Annotated in this window: 21 protein-coding genes and 1 riboswitch; of the genes, 10 read left to right on the plus strand and 11 right to left on the minus strand. The window is 47.8% G+C overall.

Annotation, left to right across the window (positions count from 1 at the left end):
- The first annotated feature begins 184 nt into the window (after positions 1 to 184).
- On the plus strand, positions 185 to 1426 hold the full coding sequence (locus AC58QD_RS24335) for an NAD(P)/FAD-dependent oxidoreductase (RefSeq protein WP_497337612.1): 1242 nt from the start codon (positions 185 to 187) through the stop codon (positions 1424 to 1426).
- Positions 1427 to 1430: 4 nt separating this feature from the next.
- On the opposite strand, the gene AC58QD_RS24340 is transcribed toward AC58QD_RS24335, so the two are convergent.
- From AC58QD_RS24340 to modA, 4 genes are all read right to left on the minus strand, one after another.
- On the minus strand, positions 1431 to 2168 hold the full coding sequence (locus AC58QD_RS24340) for a 3D domain-containing protein (RefSeq protein WP_497337613.1): 738 nt from the start codon (positions 2166 to 2168) through the stop codon (positions 1431 to 1433).
- A 180-nt stretch (positions 2169 to 2348) separates the two neighbouring features.
- Positions 2349 to 3788: an extracellular solute-binding protein gene (locus AC58QD_RS24345; RefSeq protein WP_497337614.1), complete on the minus strand. Its 1440-nt coding sequence runs from the start codon at positions 3786 to 3788 to the stop codon at positions 2349 to 2351.
- A 378-nt stretch (positions 3789 to 4166) separates the two neighbouring features.
- Positions 4167 to 4844: a molybdate ABC transporter permease subunit gene (gene modB / locus AC58QD_RS24350; protein ID WP_497337634.1), complete on the minus strand. Its 678-nt coding sequence runs from the start codon at positions 4842 to 4844 to the stop codon at positions 4167 to 4169.
- A complete protein-coding gene (gene modA / locus AC58QD_RS24355; RefSeq protein WP_497337615.1) occupies positions 4844 to 5659 on the minus strand; it encodes a molybdate ABC transporter substrate-binding protein in 816 nt (271 codons plus the stop codon). The genes modB and modA overlap by 1 nt, the downstream gene beginning before the upstream one ends.
- A gap of 253 nt (positions 5660 to 5912) precedes the next feature.
- Here modA and AC58QD_RS24360 point away from each other — a divergent pair, with 253 nt between their 5' ends.
- Entirely contained in the window at positions 5913 to 6917 is a 1005-nt protein-coding gene (locus tag AC58QD_RS24360; protein ID WP_497337616.1) for a radical SAM/SPASM domain-containing protein, read from the plus strand.
- Between the two features lie 94 nt (positions 6918 to 7011).
- Here the strand turns inward: AC58QD_RS24360 and AC58QD_RS24365 are convergent, their stop codons facing one another.
- Entirely contained in the window at positions 7012 to 8229 is a 1218-nt protein-coding gene (locus tag AC58QD_RS24365) for a threonine synthase (protein ID WP_497337617.1), read from the minus strand.
- 193 nt (positions 8230 to 8422) lie between these two features.
- On the opposite strand from AC58QD_RS24365, the gene panD reads away from it, so the two are divergent.
- Together panD and AC58QD_RS24375 are read left to right on the plus strand one after the other, a co-directional pair.
- Entirely contained in the window at positions 8423 to 8827 is a 405-nt protein-coding gene (gene panD, locus AC58QD_RS24370; RefSeq protein WP_497337618.1) for an aspartate 1-decarboxylase, read from the plus strand.
- 244 nt (positions 8828 to 9071) lie between these two features.
- Positions 9072 to 9545 (plus strand): hypothetical protein, encoded by a 474-nt coding sequence (locus tag AC58QD_RS24375; protein ID WP_497337619.1) that lies wholly within the window; start codon positions 9072 to 9074, stop codon positions 9543 to 9545.
- Here AC58QD_RS24375 and glsA read toward each other — a convergent pair.
- The 3 genes from glsA to AC58QD_RS24390 all read right to left on the minus strand — a co-directional run bounded on the left by glsA (position 9542) and on the right by AC58QD_RS24390 (position 11626).
- Positions 9542 to 10480 carry a glutaminase A gene (gene glsA, locus AC58QD_RS24380; protein ID WP_497337620.1) on the minus strand — a complete coding sequence of 313 codons (939 nt, stop codon included), beginning with the start codon at positions 10478 to 10480 and terminating at the stop codon, positions 9542 to 9544. The two genes, AC58QD_RS24375 and glsA, sit on opposite strands and share 4 nt — an antisense overlap.
- A gap of 18 nt (positions 10481 to 10498) precedes the next feature.
- Positions 10499 to 11206, minus strand: coding sequence for a lipase family protein (locus tag AC58QD_RS24385; protein ID WP_497337621.1), 708 nt, complete (start codon positions 11204 to 11206; stop codon positions 10499 to 10501).
- A gap of 159 nt (positions 11207 to 11365) precedes the next feature.
- Positions 11366 to 11626 carry a hypothetical protein gene (locus AC58QD_RS24390; protein ID WP_497337622.1) on the minus strand — a complete coding sequence of 87 codons (261 nt, stop codon included), beginning with the start codon at positions 11624 to 11626 and terminating at the stop codon, positions 11366 to 11368.
- A gap of 127 nt (positions 11627 to 11753) precedes the next feature.
- On the opposite strand from AC58QD_RS24390, the gene mscL reads away from it, so the two are divergent.
- From mscL to AC58QD_RS24405, 3 genes are all read left to right on the plus strand, one after another.
- Positions 11754 to 12224 carry a large-conductance mechanosensitive channel protein MscL gene (gene mscL / locus AC58QD_RS24395; RefSeq protein WP_497337623.1) on the plus strand — a complete coding sequence of 157 codons (471 nt, stop codon included), beginning with the start codon at positions 11754 to 11756 and terminating at the stop codon, positions 12222 to 12224.
- Between the two features lie 186 nt (positions 12225 to 12410).
- Entirely contained in the window at positions 12411 to 13493 is a 1083-nt protein-coding gene (locus AC58QD_RS24400) for a Gfo/Idh/MocA family protein (protein WP_497337624.1), read from the plus strand.
- 38 nt (positions 13494 to 13531) lie between these two features.
- A complete protein-coding gene (locus AC58QD_RS24405) occupies positions 13532 to 14500 on the plus strand; it encodes a sugar phosphate isomerase/epimerase family protein (protein WP_497337625.1) in 969 nt (322 codons plus the stop codon).
- Positions 14501 to 14596: 96 nt separating this feature from the next.
- On the opposite strand, the gene AC58QD_RS24410 is transcribed toward AC58QD_RS24405, so the two are convergent.
- Complete coding sequence (locus tag AC58QD_RS24410; protein WP_497337626.1) at positions 14597 to 15427, minus strand: AraC family transcriptional regulator; 831 nt, start codon at positions 15425 to 15427, stop codon at positions 14597 to 14599.
- A gap of 129 nt (positions 15428 to 15556) precedes the next feature.
- Between AC58QD_RS24410 and AC58QD_RS24415 the strand changes: the two genes are divergently transcribed.
- On the plus strand, positions 15557 to 16525 hold the full coding sequence (locus tag AC58QD_RS24415; RefSeq protein WP_497337635.1) for a D-2-hydroxyacid dehydrogenase: 969 nt from the start codon (positions 15557 to 15559) through the stop codon (positions 16523 to 16525).
- Entirely contained in the window at positions 16525 to 17712 is a 1188-nt protein-coding gene (locus tag AC58QD_RS24420; RefSeq protein WP_497337627.1) for a glycerate kinase family protein, read from the plus strand. Before AC58QD_RS24415 ends, AC58QD_RS24420 begins: the two co-directional genes overlap by 1 nt.
- A gap of 84 nt (positions 17713 to 17796) precedes the next feature.
- Here the strand turns inward: AC58QD_RS24420 and AC58QD_RS24425 are convergent, their stop codons facing one another.
- Positions 17797 to 19803: a methyl-accepting chemotaxis protein gene (locus AC58QD_RS24425; protein WP_497337628.1), complete on the minus strand. Its 2007-nt coding sequence runs from the start codon at positions 19801 to 19803 to the stop codon at positions 17797 to 17799.
- Between the two features lie 93 nt (positions 19804 to 19896).
- The gene (locus AC58QD_RS24430; protein ID WP_497337629.1) at positions 19897 to 20484 is read right to left on the minus strand and encodes a DJ-1/PfpI family protein; all 588 of its coding nucleotides are present in this window, start codon (positions 20482 to 20484) and stop codon (positions 19897 to 19899) included.
- Between the two features lie 68 nt (positions 20485 to 20552).
- Positions 20553 to 20633, minus strand: a riboswitch (ZMP/ZTP riboswitch).
- A gap of 304 nt (positions 20634 to 20937) precedes the next feature.
- Here AC58QD_RS24430 and AC58QD_RS24435 point away from each other — a divergent pair.
- A complete protein-coding gene (locus tag AC58QD_RS24435; protein ID WP_497337630.1) occupies positions 20938 to 24039 on the plus strand; it encodes a heparinase II/III domain-containing protein in 3102 nt (1033 codons plus the stop codon).
- The last annotated feature ends 131 nt before the right edge of the window (positions 24040 to 24170 follow it).

The raw sequence follows: 24170 nt of genomic DNA on the forward strand, positions 1-24170 counted from the left end.
GCCCGCCTTTCTGCCCTTCCACGCACCCAACTGATATCCAACGCCAAGGCCGCTAGAGTTATCTAGCGGTTTTACTTATCGTTCGTTTTTAATCCCATTCACGGATAGTATAGCCGTTTCCGGGAAACATTGAACATATATGAGGTTTCTTTACATATTTTTCGGATGGGGGAGAACCATCTCTATGAATTTACATACGAGCGAAACAGTGTGGAAATCGACATTTCTACATCCCCAATCTTATCCTTCTCTGGAAGAAGACGTGGAATGTGATGTGGTTGTGATTGGTTCAGGTGAATCGGGCTCCTTGATTTCTTATAAATTGACGGAGCAAGGGGTGGACACGATTCTGGTGGACAAACGAGCCTCAATCGCTGAAGGAACCTCGATTGCCAATACTGGGTTATTGCAATTCACCAATGATAAAACATTAACTTCCTGCATGCATACATTTGGAAAAGAAAAAGGCTTGCGATTTTATCGATTATGCAAGCAGGCGGTAGATGCTTTGGAGCAGATCAGCGCAAAGCTTGTATTCAGCCCGGACTTCATACGCCGCAACAGCTTATATTATGCCAGCTGCCCAGAAGACCTGCCGAAGCTTCAGGAAGAATACGATACACTGAAGCGTTATGAGTTTCCAGTGGAATATTGGGATAGCAAGCATATCTCAGAGCGTTTCTCATTCTCCAAGTTAGGTGCCATATACGCGTCTGGGGATGCAGAGGTCAATCCACACAAGCTGGTCCATGCATTAGTCCAGACATCGCGCCAGCGAGGACTGCGCGTGTATACGAATACGAAGGTATCCGGATATACAATGGAGCAGGGCATGCTGCGAATGCATGCTGGGAGATACAGTATCCGAGCCAAGTACGCCGTGTACGCAACAGGCTACGAGACACAGGAAATCAAGCGCAATCCGAATGCTGTATTTTCGAGCAGCTTTGCTGTTGCCACCCCACCGCTCCCTCATTTCAGCGGCTGGTTTGAACGCTGCTTACTCTGGGAGACCACTAGACCATACCTTTTTATCCGAACCACGGCGGATAATAGGATTGTGTTAGGCGGTCTGGATGAAAGTACGGCTATACCGGAGGAGCGAGATCGCATGTTACCCCATAAGAAAGAGCTTCTGCTGGAAGAAGCACGCAAACTATTCCCGAACATTCCGGACCTTTCTGTGGAATATGGATGGTCGGCTGCTTTCTGCAGCACGCATGACGGTTTACCGATGATTGGTGTTCAGGAACAGTTCCCGAACAGCTTCTTCATGCTTGGATATGGAGGGAATGGGACGGTCTACAGCATGATTGCTTCGCAGGTCATTAGTGACTGGATCATCTCCGGCAGCAGTTCGAACAGCGACTTGTTCCGATTCGACCGAGCCTCCCATAATTCGCAGCAAAGGACCATACCTGTCTAACCCTTTAGGATAATACGTAGACCAACACATTCTTCTTGACCCCGAATTGGCGGGCTTGGCCAAGATCGTTCATAAATACATCAATTCTTGCTCCTCGGATTGCGGATCCGGTGTCCTCAGCGGTACGGACACCAATCCCGTCTATGAAGACGGTCGCACCGATCGGTATAACGCCTGGGTCAACAGCGATGGTGCGTCCCTCCAACGCATTGCTGCCGCTGTAAGTCATCCCGTAGGCAGGATCGGAGGGACGCTTGCCTGTTGATTCTACACCCGCTGTATAAGCAGTCAATGTGGACATCAAAACTTTACTTACTACGGCATTCCCGTTGGAGAGTTCGGCGTCAATTACTTTACCTGGTATTTGTAACGGCTGACCAACCTTAAGCGAGTTTGGATTGTTTATCGAGTTGACGGAACTCAGTTCACTGACGGAGACGTTGAACGTTCTAGCAATCTGGTAAAGTGTGTCCCCCGAATTAACTTGATAGATTAATGGTTGTGGTGCATTAGCAACGGAAGCTTGAATCTCCTGTTCCAGGCCCAGAGCCGCTTCATAAGCTGCGCGATCGGATTCATTCTGCTCAGCAGCTAGAGAGGGATCACATACATATCCACAGGTTGCATAATTGACATTGGGTGGCGAAGCAAAGGTTCGCTCGGAGGTGAGATGACCGATCCCCAGCAGTATCAATAAAGTGACAACGATCTTGATCAGTAAACCATACATACGATTCGGCATGAATAAGCCTCCTTAACATTGTTGGGTTATCTTAGCTTTTACTAGATTGGCTAACTACAATTGCTAGTACTAGAGTTGCCACAACATTTCACTTTTAAACCTTCTAGTAAATACGGGCAAAAAAAAGAGCCTTAGACAACCAGTATCGATTGTCTAAAGCTCTACTACAGCAAATGCTCGTTATTCAGCTTGGGCAATAGGATGGACATGGGGGAGAAGCCACTTCCGCTCGATCCGCTCACATGCTGCTTCGGCCGTCTCCATGTGGGACCACAGGAAAGTGAGATCCTGACATATCCCGGAAAGTGTGGAATGATTGACGCCAAGGTCTTTGATCGATGAGGAAAACTCCATGAAATTCACAAAGGCATGGTAATGTGTAGGATGGAGTTGCGGGTTATTGATCTCTCTATTCTCCGCTATAACGCGGTTCGTGGGTAGTGAGCACATCGTTTGTTTGAGCAAGGTTTGAGCTTCATCGCCGCTTAGAAATTCAAGAAAACGCAGTGCTAGTTGCTTATCCGTGCAATGTTTGGACATGGCAACTCCGCTGCCTAACAAGATCGTTGCATTGCCCGTGTTACCTGGAACATTGGGAAGAACGTCCCACTTGAAAGGTAAGGAATGCAATTCATTCATATAGTAATAGCTGGATAGAATCGTAGCCACTTTCTTATTCTCGAAGAGGAAATGGTCTGCTCTGAATTCACCCTCCGTGTAAGGTGTAATCCTGTATCTATGCACCAAATTCGCAAAAAATTGCATTGCGGTAACCGAGGCTTTACTAGTAAAAAACGGATCGCCGTCTTTATTGAAAAAGGCACCGCCGTTCTGCAGAAGAAAGGAAGCCCAGCGCCGTGGTGCAATGTGAAAAGCAAGGCCAAGCTGCTGATGAATCCCATCTGTATCGGTAATCGTATACTTGTCGATGAATTGTTGCAGCTCTTCCCAGCTATGCAGCAGCATCCGATCCTCCTCGGATACAATATCTGCATTATAGAAATATACAACTGGAGAGAAGGAAAAAGGCAAGGCCTTCAGAGCTCCGTTCGATTCGAACATGCGAAGTGTCTGTGGATATAACTTTTGTTCTATCCTAAGCTCATTGCTCGGGATCGATTCCAGCAAATGAGACTTTCCGATATCCTCAGCAATATTGAAATGCTCATCTGCTATAACGAACAAATCAATGTCATTCTTATGTTCAATTTTATGGAGCATTTGTTGGATGTATTTGGAATTCGGAGCAACAGTGAACTCAATCTTTACACCTGGGTTCCGCTGCTCGAACAATTGAATGCACATTTCAAGTACGCGATTCTCGGAATTGACCTCGTAACCATACAAATGTAACCGCTTTAGTGAATTTAACTCAGATGTCTCAGGTAACTCACGAACGCGGTTCCCGATGCAAGGGATTTTATCGATTAGTCCTTCCTGTTCGATCTCTGCTAGTGCTCGGCGAACAGACATTTTGCTTAGCTGATACAGCTTGGCCAATTGGGTTTCAGAAATCAGATAGTCGCCTGGCTTAATAGTGCCGCTCTTGATCTGTGAGCGAATTTCATTCAAGAAAGTACGGTATCGTTTATCGAAAGAAATAGTTTGTTTGGTAATCAAATTAGGCAACTCCTGCGTCCTGACATCTTTCATAATCATATCATGATACTACTCATAGGGAACAGGCTGTGAGTACGTCTGCATGAACATTCCTCCTTAGGTTTAGAATAAGTAAGCGGTTACAAAACAGCGTATTCAGGTCCTCCTTTCATGAAAATAAGGTTCGTGCTGATTAACAACAACGAACCTCGGTAGAGAGTGATGACTGATCTTGGTGACTGATGCTTGTGACTAATCTGGATGACTGATCTTGATGTCTGATCTTGCACCTGATGCAGATGACTGAAGTTTAATGTCTCTCTGACCGTATTATAACACCTCTGCGTAGACTAGTGTAGACTAGTTTGAGTAGAAAATTTTTTTTCCCTGTATTTTCATCTAGTAGTCCTGTATCTTTCTTGCCCGAGCCATATACATCATAACGAACGACAGAGCGATAACCGTTGCAGTCCACCACCAAGCCTGAGCCATACGACCGGATTCAACTGCTGTATAGATCGCTGTAGGCAATGTCTGAGTCTCTCCGGGGATATTCCCAGCAATCATAAGTGTAGCGCCGAATTCTCCTAACCCGCGTGCGAAGCCTAGTATGTATGCTGTAATGATGGATCGGGAAGCGAGTGGCAGCGTAATGAAGCGAAGCACCTGCCATTCGCTCGCTCCGCTAGACCTTGCCGCATCCGCGATGTCGGCATTCTGGCTGGAGAAGCCAGCTTTCATCGTCTGGTACACAAGCGGGAAAGAAACTACAACAGCAGCGATCACTCCGGCCCACCAGGAGAAAATAATCGGCTCGTGAAACCACCATTCCGCCATTCGGCCAAGCCAGCTTCTGCGTCCCAATAGTACGAGTAACAGGAAGCCAACCACGGTTGGCGGAAGTACAAGCGGCAGCATGAACAAGGTTTCGAGCAGTGTTATGCCGAAGAATCGGCGATGAGACATCCACCAAGCAGCAAGAGTACCCAGGAGGAGCACAAGGACACTTGCGATCAAGCTTATTTTCAATGAAAGCAGGACAGGTGTAAAAAACGATTGAAAAGTTAGTGTTGTCATCATCGTGCAGCTTCCGGCTTGCTGAATCCATATTTCACAAAAATGTTCATTGCCTCTGGGCTTCTCAAAAAATTATAAAAGTGCTGGGCTTCGTCCATATGCTCGGTATTTTTCAAAATGCCAACTGGATAAAGGATAGGGCTGTGCAGCTGTGGATCAACAGTGAACATTTGGGCAACGTTTCCGGATATAAGCGCATCTGTTTGGTATACAAAACCTACATCTGCATTTCCTGTCTCGATATAGGTAAGCACCTGTCGAACATCCTTGCCTAATACGAGCTTGGGCTGGATACGGTCCCACACCATTGCTTTTGTCAAGGCCTCTTTGGTGTATTGCCCAGCAGGAACGGTAAGAGGATCACCAATAGTCATGACCTTTACTAGCGGTTCAGCCAAGTCCTCTAGCTTAGTCATAACAATTTTGCTGTCTTTAGGCTTAATCGCGACAAGCGCGTTCTGCAAAAGTATCGATTGCTGCTTCTCAAGTACCATCTGTTTATCCACTAACGTCTTCATGTTAGCCAAATCCGCGGAGAGGAATAGATCCACAGGTGCGCCTTGGATGATTTGTTGACGCAGGGCTCCCGACGAGGCGAAATTATACCGAATGTCAATATGGCCTTTGTGCCCAGTGTAGAGGTCTTTTATTTCGTTCAAGCTATCCATTAGACTCGCAGCGGCAGAGACGGTTAAAGTAACTTCTTTTTCCTTAAAAGAATGCTTCGGGTCCGTGCAGCCAGCAAACAGGATCAGGATCAACAAAGATAGGCACAAAAGATGTCGAGTTGTTAATATCTTTTTAGAATAGATCATCAATAAGATCGTCCTTTGTATGAAAGAGGATAGGAAAAGAAAACAGATTCTGAACCTCATTATACAGGAATAGACAATCTCAGTGTATATACAACCGTTAGGGAGAGAGGAAACTAGTTCAATTGAAGGTATATATCTGGTTCTGTTGGATTAGATATCCATTTGTTGAACTTAGGGAATCTTCCTCATGCAGGCATTAACATCTATGCTTATGCTACAGAGTAAGACCCGTTACTTGGAGAGGGGCATACCGATGACGATAGTAGACAAGCTGGGTATTAACAAGATGAGTTTCGGCGGGCAAATACCGATTCAAGATCTGGTATTCGTTATGACTCGACAATGTAATGCGTTCTGCGATATTTGTTGTAATGAGGATAGCCCTTCCAAAAAAGGGTTAATGGATACTGCTTTCGCCCACCAGTGGATTGAAGAGTTTGCTGAGTTAGTTCCTGGATGCAGAACGGCCAGCTTTACTGGAGGCGAGGTTTTTTTGTGCTACCCCGAAATGATGGATATCCATGAGCAGCTGTTCGAATATGGGTTCAGGACCTCAATTATTACGAACGGGTATTGGGGACAACACCAGGGTCTAGCGAGAGAGCAACTGAAGCAGTTGAAAAAGCTGGGGCTTACCAAGATTATTGTATCCATGGACGACAGCCATGCTGTCTGGATCCCCCCTGAGCATGCTGCGATGGCAGCCAAGCTCGCTCTTGAAGCGGACCTGGAGGTTACCATAACGAGCCATTATATGAGACCGGGAAAGACACCGAAGCATTACTTCGAACCAGAATGGCATCCGTTCCTGACCTGGGATGAACATGATTATTTGCAGCCGGCAGGACGAGCAAGAACTTTGCCTCGATTGGTCCAAACCTATACGCCAAGCAACAGAGAACTATACTGTCCGAGGGCAGAGTTAGTCATTCAGCCGAATGGGGATGTAGAGCCATGCGGTTCAGTTTGTCTTGAGGACGGGGTATACGTTGTCGGAAATGTATACAAGCAATCCATGCAAGAGGTGTTGGTCAATCTGTTGAGCGATGTGTATTTGCGGATGATTACTCATGATGGATTTCAAGGAATGGAGGCCATTGTGAAACAGTTTCATCCGCAATGGAAGCTGCCGCTGCCGGAACATTCGGTGTGTTATATGTGTAATTCATTAAGATCCAGGACGGATTTCTGGATGGTAAAAGACGCGTTGAAGCAGTATAGTCAGGCTATGCTGCTAGAGAATCTGCCCATTTCCTAAATGTAATTTCGGGATATATTCAGATATTCATATCCCCCTGGAATGGACATGGAGAAAAAGGGTCCTGTATCCAGGGGGTTGTATGTTCACGCGTTTACCTTTGTGTAGGAAGCCATGTTCGGAGATCCATATAGTCGTGTACTACAGGCGGCTCTGGATTAGGCCTCCATGGCAAGTACTTATCGGCGTGTGAGGTGTTGAAGAGGACTACTGTCTCTTGGTCATCAATCCATCCGCCAGCGCGCAGCTTCATAGCACCTGCTAGAGTAGCTGCACCCTCTGGCGAGGAAGAAATGCCAACGAAACCGAACCGAGTGCAGGCATCCGTAATTTCTTGCGCAGAGACGGTGATGGCCGTACCGCCGGTTTCACGTAGAATGGAGGCTATGAGATCACCATCTGGCGGGTTAGGCACGCGGAGCCCAGTAGGACTTGATACAACGGGGTCATCTGTTGGTGCTACGCACTTTCCGCTCTTGATGGCATCCACAATTGGCGTACAGCCATACTCCTGCACGCAAACGAACCGGGGAAGCGGGTCGTGAATCCAGCCTAACTGGCGGAGTTCATGAAAAGCTTTCCACAAACCTACAATACCGGACCCTCCTCCAGTAGGGTACACAATAACATCCGGCAGTTTCCATTCCAGTTGTTCCGCAAGCTCCAAACCCATCGTTTTTTTACCCTCTATTCGCCCTGGCTCCCGCATTGTGCCGGCATTAAACCAACCCTGCTCACTTTTGCCCTTTTCAATAATTGTGCCAGCATCATGGATAAGCCCATGGACTTGGAACGTATATGCTCCGTAACGCTTACACTCTTCTATGATTATTCCTGGACAATCTCTGGGGACGATAACGACTGCCTCTATCCCAGCCCTAGCCGCATAGGCGGCCATTGCGGATGCCGCATTTCCGTTAGAGGGAACAGCAACTCGTCTGACTCCATATTCGAGCAACAAGGAGATCGTAGAAGAGAAGCCTCTGGCCTTGAAGCTGCCGGTGGGATTCTGTTCCTCGCGTTTGACATAGAGCTGTCTAATTTGTAGTTCTTTCTCCAATCTAGGAATCCGTATAAGAGGTGTCCAACCTTCACCTAGCGACACAATGGATTGTTCACTTGTAATTGGAAGCAGCTCCGAATAACGCCACATGGAACTTACTCTATCCTTCAAGGAATACGGAGTTAATGTATGCGCCACAAGCTCGAGATCATATTCAACCAGCAGTGTCCCTCCGCAAGCGCAGCGTCCCTTCAATTCAAATTTCATCGTCTCCTGACAGCGTAGACATCGCAATTGGAATCTGTCCATCGTCAACCTCCGTGTGGTGTATAGGTCGGTCGTTAAGTCGTTAGCCTGCATTCTTCAATAACATACACAAACGTATGCGGAAGGGAACGGCCATAACCTAGAATCCACGCAGAGTTAGGTAGATACCTAGAAACAATGGCTGCAGGATTCATAAGATGAGTAGACGTTGGATAGTGGAAGGGAGAGGTACGCTTTGCAGAGATGGATGTGCAAAGGAAAAATTCACAGAGCCACGGTTACGGAGGCCAGATTGGATTATGTAGGGAGCATTACGATTGATACGCTATTGATGAGACAGGCGAATATACAACCGTATGAGATGGTTCAAATCACAAGTCTGCGCAATGCAACGCGCTGGAAGACATACGCAATTCCCGCGCCGGAAGGCTCGGGTAAAATTTGTTTGAACGGACCGCCCGCTCACTTGTTCTCGATAGGGGATATCGTCATTATTCTTAGTATGGGGATGTATTCCGAAGAGGAATTGTCTACCCTGAAGCCTAGTGTCGTATTCGTGGATGAGGCGAACCGGGTGACAAGTGTGGAGCATCATGATTTAGTTATCCATAGACAAGATGCGGAATTAGATGTGAAATAAAAGAGTGATCCCTGAACTTCAACCGCTGATTTGGGGCGGGTTGTGAAGGTCAGGGATCATTTTGAGCTTATACATATAAACTATCAAACTTGAATAAACAAGAGCATCCATGGAATAGGTTGAGAGGGTAGTTTCTCTATTTCTAATATACGCTGCCCGTTATTTTGAAAGCAGGTAGGATAAAAAATGTAAATATGTTAAAGTCTAACTATTCCTGCTCTCCGAGTGTAGAAAGGGGTTTGATATGAGTAACAAAAAGCGGATTATTTCGAGTCTAGTATGCTTGATTGTAATCATTCTCCTGATTAAGTATCACTTGCCGGAACAAGTAGAACAAACATACCAAGTCCAACTCAGAATGGCTAACGGGGAAGAGATTAACGCTGAAGCCAAATTAACAATACAAGTAAATAAACGCATGCTTAATGAAAATAAGCTAAAAGGTATATTAGAGCTCAACGCAAAACAGTATGAAATTCAAAATTACTATGTCAATAAAGGGCAATTCAGTTTATCTGATTGGATCGACCTCGGTGAAATAATAGCAAAGTTAAAAGGGGATTCCTATAATCTGGGTGATATCCATTACGATCCGGGTGAGAACAGATTCGTAAGAACAATAGCTATTACTACTACTCGAAGCTACGAATTTCTTCATGGAGTGATCGATGCTTATGATCAACAAGACCCGATTTATTTGTACAACCAATCCAATTAAAAAATACTCAAGTCGTAACGGTCGGACAACAATTTAAGCAGATGCACCCCTGCTAAGCTATTTCCCTTACTGTTCAAGGCAGGTCCTACAATTCCGATCCCTGCTTGACCTGGAACAAGAGCAAGAATCCCGCCAGAAACACCGCTCTTAGCTGGCACACCTACTCGGATCGAGAATTCTCCGGATTCATTATACATTCCGCATGTAATCATGAACGATTTGGCAATTTGCACATAACGTCTAGGCATAAGTTCCTGACCGCTCACCGGGTCCCGTCCATTATTGGCCAAGACAGACGCCATGCGGGCGATGTGACGACAGTTCACCTCAATCGAGCAGTGGCGAAAATAAACCTCGAGTGTAGGTTCAACATCATCATCAAGCACTTGGTTGTCTTTCAAGAAATAGGCAAGAGAGCGGTTGCGATTGGCGGTGAGTGACTCAGAACGGCATACCGCTTCATTAACACCAATAGAAGCATCCCCTGCGAGCTCGCGGATGAATGCCAGAATACGGTCCGCTTTCTCAGTGGGGCTGCTTCCGCGTATCAAAGATGAAATTACAATGGCACCCGCATTAATCAGCGGATTGAATGGTTTGCCCGGTTCCACCAACTCCAACTTTAACATCGAGTTAAAGTCATCACCGGTAGGCTCCATTCCCACTTTATCGAATACAGCACTTTCGCCGCGATCCATTAGAGCGAGAAGTAATGTGAACACTTTGGATATACTTTGCATCGTGTAGGGCATAGCGGCTTCTCCAGCTTCGAACAGGCGACCATCCAATGTCTGGATTGTGATACCAAGTGCATCTGCAGGAGCGTTCGCAAGTTCTGGAATATAGCTGGCAACGGAGCCTAGAGCAGCCATGCGGCGGCTTAGCTCTACCCAATCAGGAAGGTGATCGGGAAGGTTAGGACAATCAGTGAGCATCGGAGGATATCCTCGTTTCTAATTTAGGTTATTTACATTTACCCCATTATAAACGAATTCCTTCTCCCCTTGTAGCCAACCGCATATAAATTCCATCACCTTTTCCATATTGGACACGTTGTTCTCGTCTTTGCTTTTGGTGCAAAAATAATAAGGATGACCACCTCTAAGCGGAAGCCTTACCCTTACTTTGGCCGGATGAAACCAATGAAAAGCACATCGTGATATCCAATCCCCCCAACGTCCTCCATGCTCAATAGCGAAAACTTTATCCTTGCAGCTTGCGCAAATCGGAATATTCGGTGATCCCACCATAAATACACGCATTACCGGATAACCGTTCTCATTGAGCAATTGGGCTGCCTTATAAGAAGCAATTCCTCCTCCGCTGTGACCAATTAATACGATGTCTCCACCGTTCGTGTGATCGTAATCCTGCTGAATATCCTGATAAAGCGATTGCCCGCCAACGGTGTTAGCTGGTTTTCTATAAATATCCAAGCCTACTGTAAATGCTTGCTTTGCGACAAATTTCCCGTAGTCGGAAGCTGGAACCTCGTCAACGGAGCCGTAAGGATAAAAACAATGAGTACGCACAGAACGCTGATTGTCTTTCTTATAGCGCTGTTCCACATGTTGCATCGCAGCTCTGAACATGTCCCTTCTTCTGTGAACGCTGATTCCCGCTGCGAAATAAACAGATACAGGTGTGTTCGATACACGCATCAGCAAACCCTCTCCTCTATAGTGTGAAAACGAATGTGCATTTAGTATGCCCAGATTTAAGTTTGTCCCACAGCATCTACAACAAGAAAAACCGCTTTCCCACGTGGTGCAGGAAAACGGCCAACGATTAATGGCATTATGGAAAAGTGTCACCAAGTATTACTTCATGTTTTTTCTTTTTGAGACGAACACAGCTATGATCCAGACTAAGCTTGCAATAATATACAACGGTGTAACAATCACAAGCAGGGTTGCAAAATCCGCCAAGTCATCCCATCCGTCCGAGCGGCTCAAATTAGAGTACAGAAAAGCGGCGCATCCTAATACATAAATCGCAAACACGACCCATCGACGCCAATATAAAGCCATTACGGGAAAAAACAATAAGAAAACCCACAAAATAATAAACTCAATCTTCATGTGGTTATCCGCCTCTCCTCGTTCCAACTTGTTAGTATCTTACAATATGGCTAGACGATCAGCAAGAGGGCAAGTTACAATGACTGGAGATGTACAACTATATGTGTTGAAAAGGAGAAGAATGTTAATGTGGAAAGAATTCAGGGAGTTTGCTATGAAAGGCAGCATGATTGATCTAGCTATCGGGGTCATCATCGGAGGCGCTTTTGGTAAAGTTGTAACCTCAATTGTAAGTGATCTTATTATGCCGGTGCTTGGCCTTCTGCTCGGCAAAGTGAATTTTTCCAACCTGTATATTAGCTTAAACGGCAAATCGTATGAAAGCCTTGAAGCTGCTCAGAAGGCAGAAGCTCCCATTCTAAAATACGGACTGTTTATCAACAACTTGCTTGATTTTCTGATCATCGCATTCGTTATATTCTTTGTGATCAAACAATTGAATCGATTTCGCCGCAAGAAAGATGAACCAGCTCCGAAGCCAGTGACCAAGACATGTCCTGAATGTGTTTCAGAGATCCCTATCGCAGCAACAAAGTGTAAATTCTGCACGAGTGTAATTGATGAGGGACAACGGCCGGCAACCGACAGGTATATGTAGAGCAGGATAAGCCCGTTTTGTTGGTAAGCAATAATAGTGGGTCAAGCAATTCGTAGCCAGATTGTTCATGTTTAAACTGTTTTATTCATGTTCAGGTTTTACGCTTTATGTTTACATAGAAGCTGTGATGCTGTGGGATCCATTTGCAACATAAAATTCATATGTTTAACAGGAGGGTATTGGGTAATGGCAAAGTTAAAAATCGGTATTATTGGAACCGGTGGTATTGCAAACGGCAAGCATATGCCTAGTTTGAAGAAGCTCGAGCAAGTCGAAATGGTCGCATTCTGCGATATCGTAGAAGAACGTGCGGTTAAGGCAGCGAGCGAATACGGGGCAGAAGATGCAAAAGTATATACCGATTACCGTGAATTACTTAAAGATCGTTCGATTGACGTCATTCATGTGTGTACACCTAACTATAACCATGCCGAAATCTCCATAGCTGCTATGGAAGCAGGCAAACATGTTATGAGCGAGAAACCGATGGCAATAACCTCCTCAGAAGCACGCAGTATGGTGGAAGCCTCCAAACGTACCGGTAAAAAACTGACTGTTGGATATAATAACCGTTTCCGTACAGACAGCCAGCACTTGAAAAAAGTATGTGAGGCAGGGCAACTGGGTGATATTTATTATGCCAAAGCACATGCCATTCGCCGTCGAGCTGTACCTACTTGGGGTGTGTTCCTTGATGAAGAGAAACAAGGCGGAGGTCCGCTTATCGATATCGGTACACATGCATTGGATTTGACGCTCTGGATGATGGACAACTACAAGCCTGTTAGTGTAACTGGCTCTGTCTATCACAAGCTTGGAAGCCGTCCTAATTCCGCTAATGCATGGGGCCCTTGGGATCCTGAGAAATTCACAGTGGAAGATTCCGCTTTTGGTTACATCAAGATGGAGAACGGAGCAACAATCGTACTTGAGTCCAGCTGGGCTCTGAACACACTAGATGTAAAAGAAGCGAAGACAACTTTATGCGGAACAGAAGGCGGAGCTGACATGGATGACGGCTTGCGATTGAATGGAGAAGCATTCAGCCGGATGTATGAGCAAGAAGTGAACTTGAAGTCAGGCGGCGTAGCATTCTTCGGCGGTTCCGCAGAATCTTCATCGGATTTGGAGGCCAAGCTCTGGATTGAAGCGATCTTGAATGATACCGAGCCTGTAGTAAAAGCAGAGCAAGCACTGGTCGTTACAGAAATTCTTGAAGCTATCTATGAATCGGCCAAGACAGGCAAGACCGTATATTTGAACGCGTAAGCTGGAATTATATATTCATATAGGGTGGTGCCGTTCGTATGAAATTAGGCGTTTTTGCTGTTTTGTTTGCTGATCGTCCGTTGGAAGAAGCTTTGGATCTAATCGCATCCAAAGGGCTGCAAGCCGTTGAGATCGGCACTGGGAATTATCCTGGAAATGCGCATTGCGATCCGGATCTGTTGCTTCAGGATGATGCGAAACTGCAAGCTTTCAAACGTGCCGTGGAATCTCGCGGCTTGATTATTAGCGCTCTGAGCTGTCATGGGAATGCCCTGCATCCTCAGAAAGCGATCGCCAAACCATTCCATGATACATTCGTTAAAACAGTTGATCTCGCCGAACGTCTGGGTGTGCCGGTTGTGAATACATTCTCAGGCTGTCCAGGCGATCATGAGAATGCCATGTATCCGAACTGGCCGGTTGCACCATGGCCAAATGACTATCAGGACATTCTCAAATGGCAATGGGAGCAGAAGGTTATTCCTTATTGGACGGAATGGGGCAAGTACGCGGCAGATCGTAATGTGAAGATCGGGCTCGAGCTTCACGGCGGCTTCTCGGTGCACACGCCAGGCAACATGCTGCGCCTCCGCGAAGCAGCTGGCGAAGCCATTGGAGCGAACCTCGATCCGAGCCATATGTGGTGGCAAGGGATCGATCCGGTCCAGGCCATTCATATTCTTGGACGGGCAGGAGCGATCCACCATTTCCATGCCAAGGATACGTCAATCGACACGAACAACGTGAACAAACATGGGATTACCGATATGCAATCCTACACGATGATGCTGGACCGCGCATGGCAGTTCCGTACGGTAGGTTATGGTCACGACATGAAAGTATGGGCCGATATTCTAAGCGCTCTGCGTCTAGTCGGATATGATTATGTAGTGAGTATCGAGCATGAAGACGGACTCATGTCCATTGAGGAAGGTTTCTCCAAGGCGGTCTCTAATCTGCAGCAAGTGCTGATTACAGAGCCGGTTGGCGAGATGTGGTGGGTGTAGGCATTTGAAATCGCCCGCTCCAGGGATTATCCTTGGAGCGGGCGATTTTTTTATAGAATGAAGAGGACCAAAAGAGGCGATCACACGCGCCGCTTCCTAATCATGCTCCTCGCTGTCCGAATGCCTGTATGCCTTTGGTGACATGCCGTAGCGTGCGCGAAACATGCGATAGAAATAGGTGTAGCTGTTGAAACCAGATGCTTCTGCTATTTGCTCTAAAGACATTTTACTGAACAGAATTCTCTCTCTAGCAATAGAAAGACGAATCTGCAGTGTATATTGCATGATCGACTGGCCGAATATAGATTTGAACAAATGAACGGCTCGCGATACACTTAGCCCTACATGCTGCGCCACGTCCTCCAGCTTCAAGGAGGAAAGGGCATGCTCTTCTATATAGTTTTTCATCTGAACCGCTAGAAACGACTTGCCCTTCATAGAGTAAAATGCTTGCTCGGCCATAATACGTTCGATACTCAGACAAAGAATGCGAAGATAATAATCGGAGATTTCCTTAAACCGTCCACGACCCTTAACCCGATGCTGTTCAAGAGCAGCATGACGACACAGATTCAGGATGTCTTCGCTTATCGGAATATGCACCTTCTGCGGTTTGACAGATTTGCCCCACCATTGATCCAGCCAAGAACCTCTGCAGAAAAAGTAATAATCACCGCTGAATATAGCCTTTTCTCCATTCGCTTGCACTTCATAGTCAACTACCAGATCATAGGTATCGGCTGGTTTGTATAATAGCAAATCTCCAGGCTGAATCAGTACCATCTCGCCGTCAACAAGCGCTCGGCAAAGGCCTTCTGTCTGGAAGCGAATCAAGTAATTGCGCAGTCCTTTGTGAGAGGACACTTGGAACGGTTTGGTATGATGCGAATATCCAGAGGATAAAACCTCGCATGTTAAATCATGCATTTAGGCGGCTCCTTTACGTGTTCAGGAAGTCTTTTGCGGGAAGTATTCGACAAGTATCCAGAAATTCCTTTTTAAAAAGGGAAGGAAACACGGATGTTCGCACGAATTGTATACGGTGAGGTGAGACTGATGAAAATTGTTGTATTGGACGGATTTACTTTAAATCCGGGAGATTTGAGCTGGGCTTCCGTTGAAAGGCTTGGCAGCTTGACCCTATTTGACCGCACAGCGCCTGAACAAATTGTAGAACGAGCCAAAGAAGCGGATATCGTATGGACGAACAAAACGCCGCTGCGAGCCGATACGATTGAGAAATTACCTAATCTTAAATACATAGGCGTATTGGCAACAGGTTATGATGTCGTAGATGTTGTCGCGGCAGCGGAACGGGGCATCCCGGTAACGAATATCCCTGCATACAGTACGCATTCCGTTGCACAATTCGTGCTCGCGTTAATGTTGGAATTATGCCATCGGGTAGGCAGCCATGGGGATGCGGTACGGGAAGGCGCTTGGGCCGCGAGCCCAGACTTCAGCTTCTGGAAATCTCCCCTTGTAGAGCTCACTGGGAAGACCTTCGGGGTAATTGGGCTCGGAAGAATCGGAGAACAAACCGCTCGTGTAGCACAAGCATTAGGTATGAAGGTTATAGCCGCGACTAGAAGCAATAAGCCGGCTCCGCTCGAAGGAATGCGGATGGTTAGTATGGACGAGCTTATACAGGAAGCGGATGTAATATCACTTCATTGTCCTCTTACTCAAGAGACGGCAGGCATGGTGGACAAGGCGTTCTTGGAACGTATGAAACCTACCGCCTTCCTGATTAATACGGCCCGCGGTAAACTGATCGTGGAGCAGGATTTGGCGGATGCGCTGAATAACGGTGTAATAGCTGGAGCAGGTGTGGACGTGCTGTCTGTGGAGCCGCCAGCTGCTGATCATCCAATGGTGACGGCGGATAACTGCATCATTACGCCGCATATTGCATGGGCGACGAAGGAAGCCAGATCCCGATTAATGGAGATGGCTGTACAAAATTTGCAAGCTTACGAGACAGGCACGCTCATAAATGTAGTGAACGGAGTGAAGGTAATCTAATGAATGGAACAGAAAATAATGATTTGGTGCAAAACAGAATTCGTATCGTAGTAGCTCCTGATTCTTTCAAAGGAAGCCTTACCGCAGTAGAGGTGGCGAATGCGATTACAAGGGGCCTGGAGCGTTCTGGTATTAACGCAGACATCGTGCAGACTCCGATGGCAGACGGCGGTGAAGGCACGGTGGACGCCGTGCTGACGGCGATCGGCGGCGAACGCCGCACGCTTATGGTCACCGACCCGATGGGCGAGCCGGTGGAAGCTTATTACGGGGTGCTCGAAGACGGCACCGCGGTCATTGAGATGGCGGCAGCGTCCGGCTTGCCGCTTGTGCCCGAGATGCGGCGCAACCCGCTTCAGGCTACGAGCTACGGCACGGGCGAGCTCATGCGCGACGCGCTGGACCGAGGCTGCTCGCGCATCCTGCTCGGCATCGGCGGAAGCGCCACGAACGACGGCGGCATGGGCATGGCCCAGGCGCTCGGCGTGCGCTTCATCGATGCCGCAGGACGCGAGCTCGGCACCGGCGGCCAGCAGCTCGAGCGCATCGAGCGCATCGACGTGAGCGAGCTGCACCCGCTGCTCGCCGCAGGCGAAGTGCCTGTTGACGTCTGCTGCGACGTCAAGAACCCGCTGTGCGGACCAGACGGCGCGACCGCCGTCTATGGCCCGCAAAAGGGCGCGACGCCCGCGATGATCGGGCGGCTCGATCGCGGCCTTGACCATTACGCCGTGCGCATCGCGATGCAGCTTGGCGTAATGGTCCGCGATGTGCCGGGCGCGGGCGCGGCGGGCGGGCTGGGCGCGGGCTTGCTCGCGTTCTGTCGGGCGCAGCTGAAACCCGGCATCCGCGAGGTAACCGCGCTCACGCGGTTGGACGAGACGATCAGCGGCGCTAGCCTTGTGATCACCGGCGAAGGACGCACGGACGCGCAGACCGCGTTCGGCAAAGTGCCCGCTGGCGTAGGCGCCATAGGCAAGAAACATGGCGTGCCGGTCGTGTGCTTGTCCGGCGGTCTGGGCGAGGGCGTCAGTGAGCTGTATACGCACGGCATCACAGCTCTGTTCAGCATCGCGAACCGACCGCTCACGCTGGACGAAGCGATGCGCAGCGGGACCGAGCTGCTCGAGCAAGCCGCAGAGAATATCGCGCGTCTGTATGCTTTCTCGCAGGTCTCTGCTAAATAAACCTGCTAACAAAAGAAGCGTTGCCAGCCCTCTAGAGGACTGGCAACGCTTCTTTGACGTACTATCGTACAGAAAGCTAACTTACTACACCTTGAACAAATCCACCTCGCCCTGCAGCTGATTCATTTGGAGCTGGAGACTCCGTGCTCGTTCGTTCATCTCCTCGAACTTCAGCAGCTGCAGTTCCACGCTGGCGAGAATCTCTTCGGAGCTGGCCGCTGTTTGTTCCGAGGCCGCGGACACATTCTCGATCATCATTACGATCGCGTTCTTCTTCGCTTCAAGTTGCGTCATGTTGCGCGACAGCTGCCCAATCATCCCATCCATCAATGTAATCGTATGTTTCATCGCTTCGAAGGAAGACGAGGTCGTTTCGATCGACTGCTCCTGCTGATGAGCCAGTCGGATGGCGCTGGACATCGCCTTGACAGTCTCTTCCGTCGATCGCTGCACATTAGACAACAGCTCGCGAATCTGGTCAGCGGAAGCGTTCGCCTGTTCGGACAGCTTCCTGACTTCGGCCGCTACGACAGAGAAGCCTTTGCCGTGCTCACCGGCTCGTGCGGCTTCTATCGAAGCATTCAGAGCGAGGAGGCTCGTCTGCTGCGATATTGTCGTAATGGTGTTGGCCATTTCATTAACAGCATCAATATCTTTGCGCAGCAGGTCCAGATTATGTCCCGTCTCAGCAACGATACGGGCATTCTCTGAGATCGACTGCAGCAAGCCTTCGACAGCGTGGGTGCCGTCCTCCTGTTTGTTCTGCAGGCTGTGGTTGCTATCGCTTAAGGATGCTGTTTGTTGACGATAGTCATCAATAATCCTAGCGAGCTCATGTATACCGATCATGCCATGCTCGACATCTTCGGCTTGCCTCGATGCTCCGGTTGCGACTTGCTCCATCGTGGAATTCATCTCACGCGCGATTTCTTTGGTCTCCCCCGAGATCCGATGAATATCGTCGGTTCCTAGCTTGCTGCTTACAGTCGAGCTTTTGACTTCCTTCACGATGGATTGTATCTTCTCCACAAACCGATTCATAGCTCTTGATAGCTCACCGATCTCATCTCGAGACGTGACAGGCAAGCGTTGGGTCAGATCTCCTTCCCCTTGACTAAGACCGTTCATCGAGTTTTTCAATTCATCCAACCGTTTGAACTGACGGCCCACGATTATGAATATCGTTCCGCCGCTAATCAATAAAGCTAGCAGCACAGACACAATCGTCGTCCATAAGACTCGATTCAGCACTTCAGTGGAAATCGCAAGGACCAGAATTTGACCGTTGCTTAGAGCAGAAGCATAGTACAATACTTTATGGCCTTCGTATGTAGCAGAGGTAATTAAGTCTTTTTGGCCCTGCGTAGTATTTTGAACCAGCGTTCCTAAGGCACCGTCCACTTGTTTAACTGCATCGTCACTAGAAAAGGCCAGCTTACCGTCAGCCTGAACAATGCCTATGTACAGAACCTCGTCCCCGACACGTTCCTTCAATTGCTGAATGATCGGCTTTGGACCAATTCGGTCTTCGAGCTCTGTCAGTTTGGCGCCGTCACGTCCGACTTGTACGATTCGCGGGATGCTCCAACCGCCCACCCCCACATATTTGTATACTTTCGGATCAATCGTACGAGGTTGTGCTGGCTGGACTACCACTTCTTTTTTCTTAGAGATAAGATCCATAAATTCATAGGCTTGTTGCTTGGGATCGGCGGAAAAATTAAATTTTACATCGGGTCCCGCATTCGTAAGGATCGTATTACCTTGACCGTCCGTTATCCAGATATCATCGATCTGCCCTTTCCTCGAAAGTGCGGCCACCTGATCGAAGGGCAGACCTTTTTCGACTAACAAGGACAGCAGCACAGCTTGGCTGACCATTTCCTTCTCCATCACATCTTCTGCGGTTTTGCGCGCGATCAATGCGTTTTCGATTCCGATCTTCGTCACTTCAAGGGTAGCGAAGCCTTTGCTCTTCATACTGTCCGCGGTTTGCCCGTATATGAACCATGCCATCGATATTGTGACGAGACTGATGACTATCAACACCGGCCAAATGATCTTATGCTTGAGTGAATGTAAACTCAACACCTTCAGTACCTCCTGGATGTAATAATATGTAATTTCATGGTCCTGAAGATTATAACATGATTCCTTTTACCTATGAGAGTCAAAATATGTCGATTAATTGTCTGCAACTTGCTTTCCCGCTTCATAATACGGATAATCCATACTCACTTGAACTTTTCTTGCGGCATCAGCTCCGCACAAACGCTCAACAACATAGAGACCCAAGTCGATTGATGTCGCTACACCTGCACCTGTATATACATTGCCGTCTCTCACAATTCTCTCCTTCAGAACCTCCTGGCAGTAGGGAGCTAACAGCTCGTATGCGTGCAGATTCGTTGTTGCCCGTTTTCCTTCCAGAAATCCAGCTGCTCCCAGTAACAAAGCCCCTGTGCAAACCGAAACCAGCATCTTCGCCCCAGCCGCCGTCTGCAGCCACTTGATGAACTCGGCATCGAACATGAGCTCCCTTGTACCTGGGCCCCCGGGAACGAAGACAAGATCATACCCGGACAAATCCGGCAACACGAGCCCTGCATGGATCGTCAAACCCCGCTCATCCCTGACCGTTTCCCGATCAGCGCATAGATCCCAAGTAACATCATCCATCAGTTTCAGGAATCGTAACCTCGTAATAGCGTCATAGAAACCTACAAAATCCAAAGCCGTCACTCGATCAAATAATACAAAAGCGATTTTCATCCCGTACCCTCTCCTTCGGAAATATAGTTTGCTGAAAACGAAAAAAGAGCGCATTGATCTCTCGATCAAGCACTCGCCCAGGCGTCCGGCATTCGATTCCGCTGCGCTCCCCCATGGTTCACCATGTTCCGCCAGTTGCACAGCGATTGTTTCAGTTGGGTCTATTTTATCCAATATTCTGAATATTTTCAACAATGGATTTCAAGTAACATCCTGTATCTTTTTCAACTGTGCTGTAATGGCAGCAGCGGTTCTGCTCTTTTTCCAGTCTTTATAACGCCAGCAGTTGAGTCGTAAAAGTGCAAGTCGACATATTTCCCAGGAAATAAGTGTTTCGACAGCGGATTTTGTTAGTCCTATATAACTATGTCACTTTAAAGCTTTACATTATGTTATGATGACAGCATTAGGCCTAATCGTTCTTATTTCTTTGATGCAAAGGCGGGATCACGGATGAGTGTCAAACAAAGAAGCACCTACTACACACCTGAAAAAGTAAGCAGCGTAAGGCGTAATGTTGCCAAGTATGATTGGGCGAAGCTGGAGCTGGATGAAGCTGTTTCTAAGGCGGACGTCTATATCGATCTCGGGTGGGAGCAGCTGTGGAATTTACCTGCCCCCCAAACGATCCCCCGCAGCTATGCGGTGAATCAGAAATTAGGCTGCCCGATATGCGGAGATGCTCATCATGCTTATGGTCGGTGGCCGTGGGTAGCCGATACATTGGAGCAACCATGGAAGCTGACTTGTCCCAGCTGTCAGTCTGTATTTCCTTCCAATGATTTCGCTGCTTACTATGAGAGTGCTAAGGATGAAAATGGTATTTTTCAGCCAGGACGAGGGGATAAGAAGTATCTGGTTAATAGACTGTACCCGGATCGTGACGAGAGCTGGGGTGTTGATGACGGATATGGCTGGAAGGACGAGGCAGGTGAGCAGTGGACTTTTATTGCCTTCTACTCTCATTGGAAAATATGGATCCGAATGATAGATGTGAACGGGAATCTCTTCCCGACTTCGAAGTATCCTTGGGCGCACGGTGGAATGGTAGAAACGGCTATTCTTCAATTGCGAGATGCCTATCTATATAGCGGGGAGCTGAAATATGCCCAGGCAGGAATCGTGCTGCTTGACAGAGTAGCGGATTTGTACCCTGAACTGGACACAGGGGTGTTCTCTTGGGAGAATGGTTTCCTGAATTCGCATGGGATGACAGGTCAAGGCAAAACAGTCGGAAGCATATGGGAGACTTCTATTGTTCAATCGTTTGTTAGCGCTTACGATGCATTCTATCCTGCGTTGATAGAGAGTTCGGAAGTGCTCGATTTCCTGGCTGCCAAAGCTGCGAAATACAAACTATCCAACACTAAATCCACCATGGAACTGATTCGCACGAATATCGAGGACGGAATCCTGAGACAAGTGTTTGAGGGAGTGAAGAAAGCACAGATCAGAGGAAACCATGGGATGCACCAGAATGCACTCGCGCTCGCTGCAATTGTGCTTGATGAGCCAGGGACGACGGAGGAATGGCTGGATTTTGTGTTCCGAGAAGGGAAAGCTATTCCGCCGGAAGCAGGTGGATGGGCGATAACAGGGGGCAATATGCTGCATGCTCTGGTGTGTGACGTTGACAGGGATGGCTTTGGCGATGAAGCTGCTCCTTTGTATAACAACATCTGGGTTAATGCCTACAAACAAGTAGCAGATATTATGTTCGGCTATGACCGGTATCCGCAAGGTGATTTTTATCGAAATGCCAAGTTCAGGCAGATGTTACGCGCGCATGCAGGGTTAATCATGATAGATCGATACATGCCGCAGGTTGGGGACAGCGATTCTGCCGGGAATCCTAATCTTTTGTATAAGCTGGATGATGTGGTGCAGCTGTTCGAGAAGACCGGTGAACCAATCTATGCCCAGCTTGCTGTGCTGCTGTGCGGGAACAGATTGGAGCGTATACGCGGTGGACTTTTCTCCCCTGATCCGGAACGTATACTTAAGGACATTAAGGATACGGTTGAGGAAGCAGGTCTATTCCATCAAGAAAGCTTGCATCTGGCCAATTATGGTCTTGGTGTAATGAGAGATGGGGCGGGAGATGACCAACGCGCACTATGGATGTATCATGGACGTAATTTCGGTCACGGACATAGGGATACGTTGAATATAGGGCTGTATGCTTTCGGGCTTGATCTGGCACCTGAGCTCGGTTATCCAGAGAAATGTGATAATATTCATCAGAAAACCCACCATTGGGATCGCAGCACGGTTGCGCATAACACCGTAACCGTCGATCGCAGCAAACAGAATGAGTCGATTATAGGACAATCCCTTCTTTTTATTGGAAAAGGGGATGTGCAAGTATTCGAGGCAGATGCAGCCAATGTGTATTCGAATACTGCGATCTACCGAAGATGCGCAGCTCTGATTCGAATAGATGATAAGCATTCTTATGTGATTGATAATTTCGCAGTAAAAGGCGGCAAAGAACATCACTATGTGTTCCATGGAGCAGATGGAGCTGTGGAGACAGAGGGATTGAATCTGGTGCAGCAAAGGAGCGGGACATTTGCTGGAGCCGATGTGCAATATGGGGAGCCTTACGACGCTGATCCGGCCTTGAAGCTGCAGCAATATAATGGCAGCGGATTTCATTATTTATCCGATGTGGTGCGGGATGCATCGCCTCCAGCACAATTTTCTGTAGACTGGACAATTCGTGACACGTGGGGTGTGTTGAACGAATCGGCTGCCGAGGACATTCATATTCGACTAACTATGCTTACCCAAGCCGATGAAGCTGCATTAGCGGATGGTCATCCGTCTGCGAATCGCCCGGGTAACCCGGAACGTCTGCGATATTTGCTTGTGAATAAGCAGGCAGCTAACGAGGAGGAATTAAGCCGATTCGTTTCCGTCATCGAACCCTATAAGGCAGAAAGATTGCTTCATTCGATTACCCGTGTCGGTGTCAGAAGCATGACGAATCCAACAATGACGGATGAAGCGGTTTCTCTTAAAATAGAGCTTAAAGATGGCAGAGTCGATTATTATGTCCACTCTCTGGACCCTCAGGCCGAGATCATTGTCGATGAGCGGATTTCATTCCAAGGAACGGTTGGCTTATATTCGGAGTATGGAGGAGAACCGGTGTATGCTTTTGTTGCCAATGGGAGCCGTATAGGGCGCTTGCATAATCCGGTTATTGATGCAGCTGTGCCTGCTCTAACTGGAACGGTCCGTGAATTCTCACGAGAATTGGGGGATGAGAACTGGATTAGAATTCACCTGGCTGTCGATAATTCCGAGGTTCCGGATTTGACAGGAACCCATATCTTTGTAGAAGGGACAGGGCGTAATCCGGTATTCCAGATTCATGGATGGGAGACATGCGGTTCGGAAGAGATCATTCTTAATATCGGACACGTAACCTTAATACAGGATTGGGCGGATAAGACTTTTTTATCCGAAGATGATTCATCCCAATACCGCTATGCGATTGCTGAAGGAGATCGGTTCACGATACCTTTATCGACGGAGTGGAGAAGCTAGTGATCCAAAACAATTGAACAAAACATTCCTGTTAAGGCTAAGAAACAGTCTTTGCTAAAAAAGGAGCGCCTCGGTATGATGGGTTTGTCCAAGGGTTACATACCCAACACCATCAAGGAGGCGCTCTTATT

This window comes from Paenibacillus sp. J2R1T-4 (genome assembly GCF_059692235.1).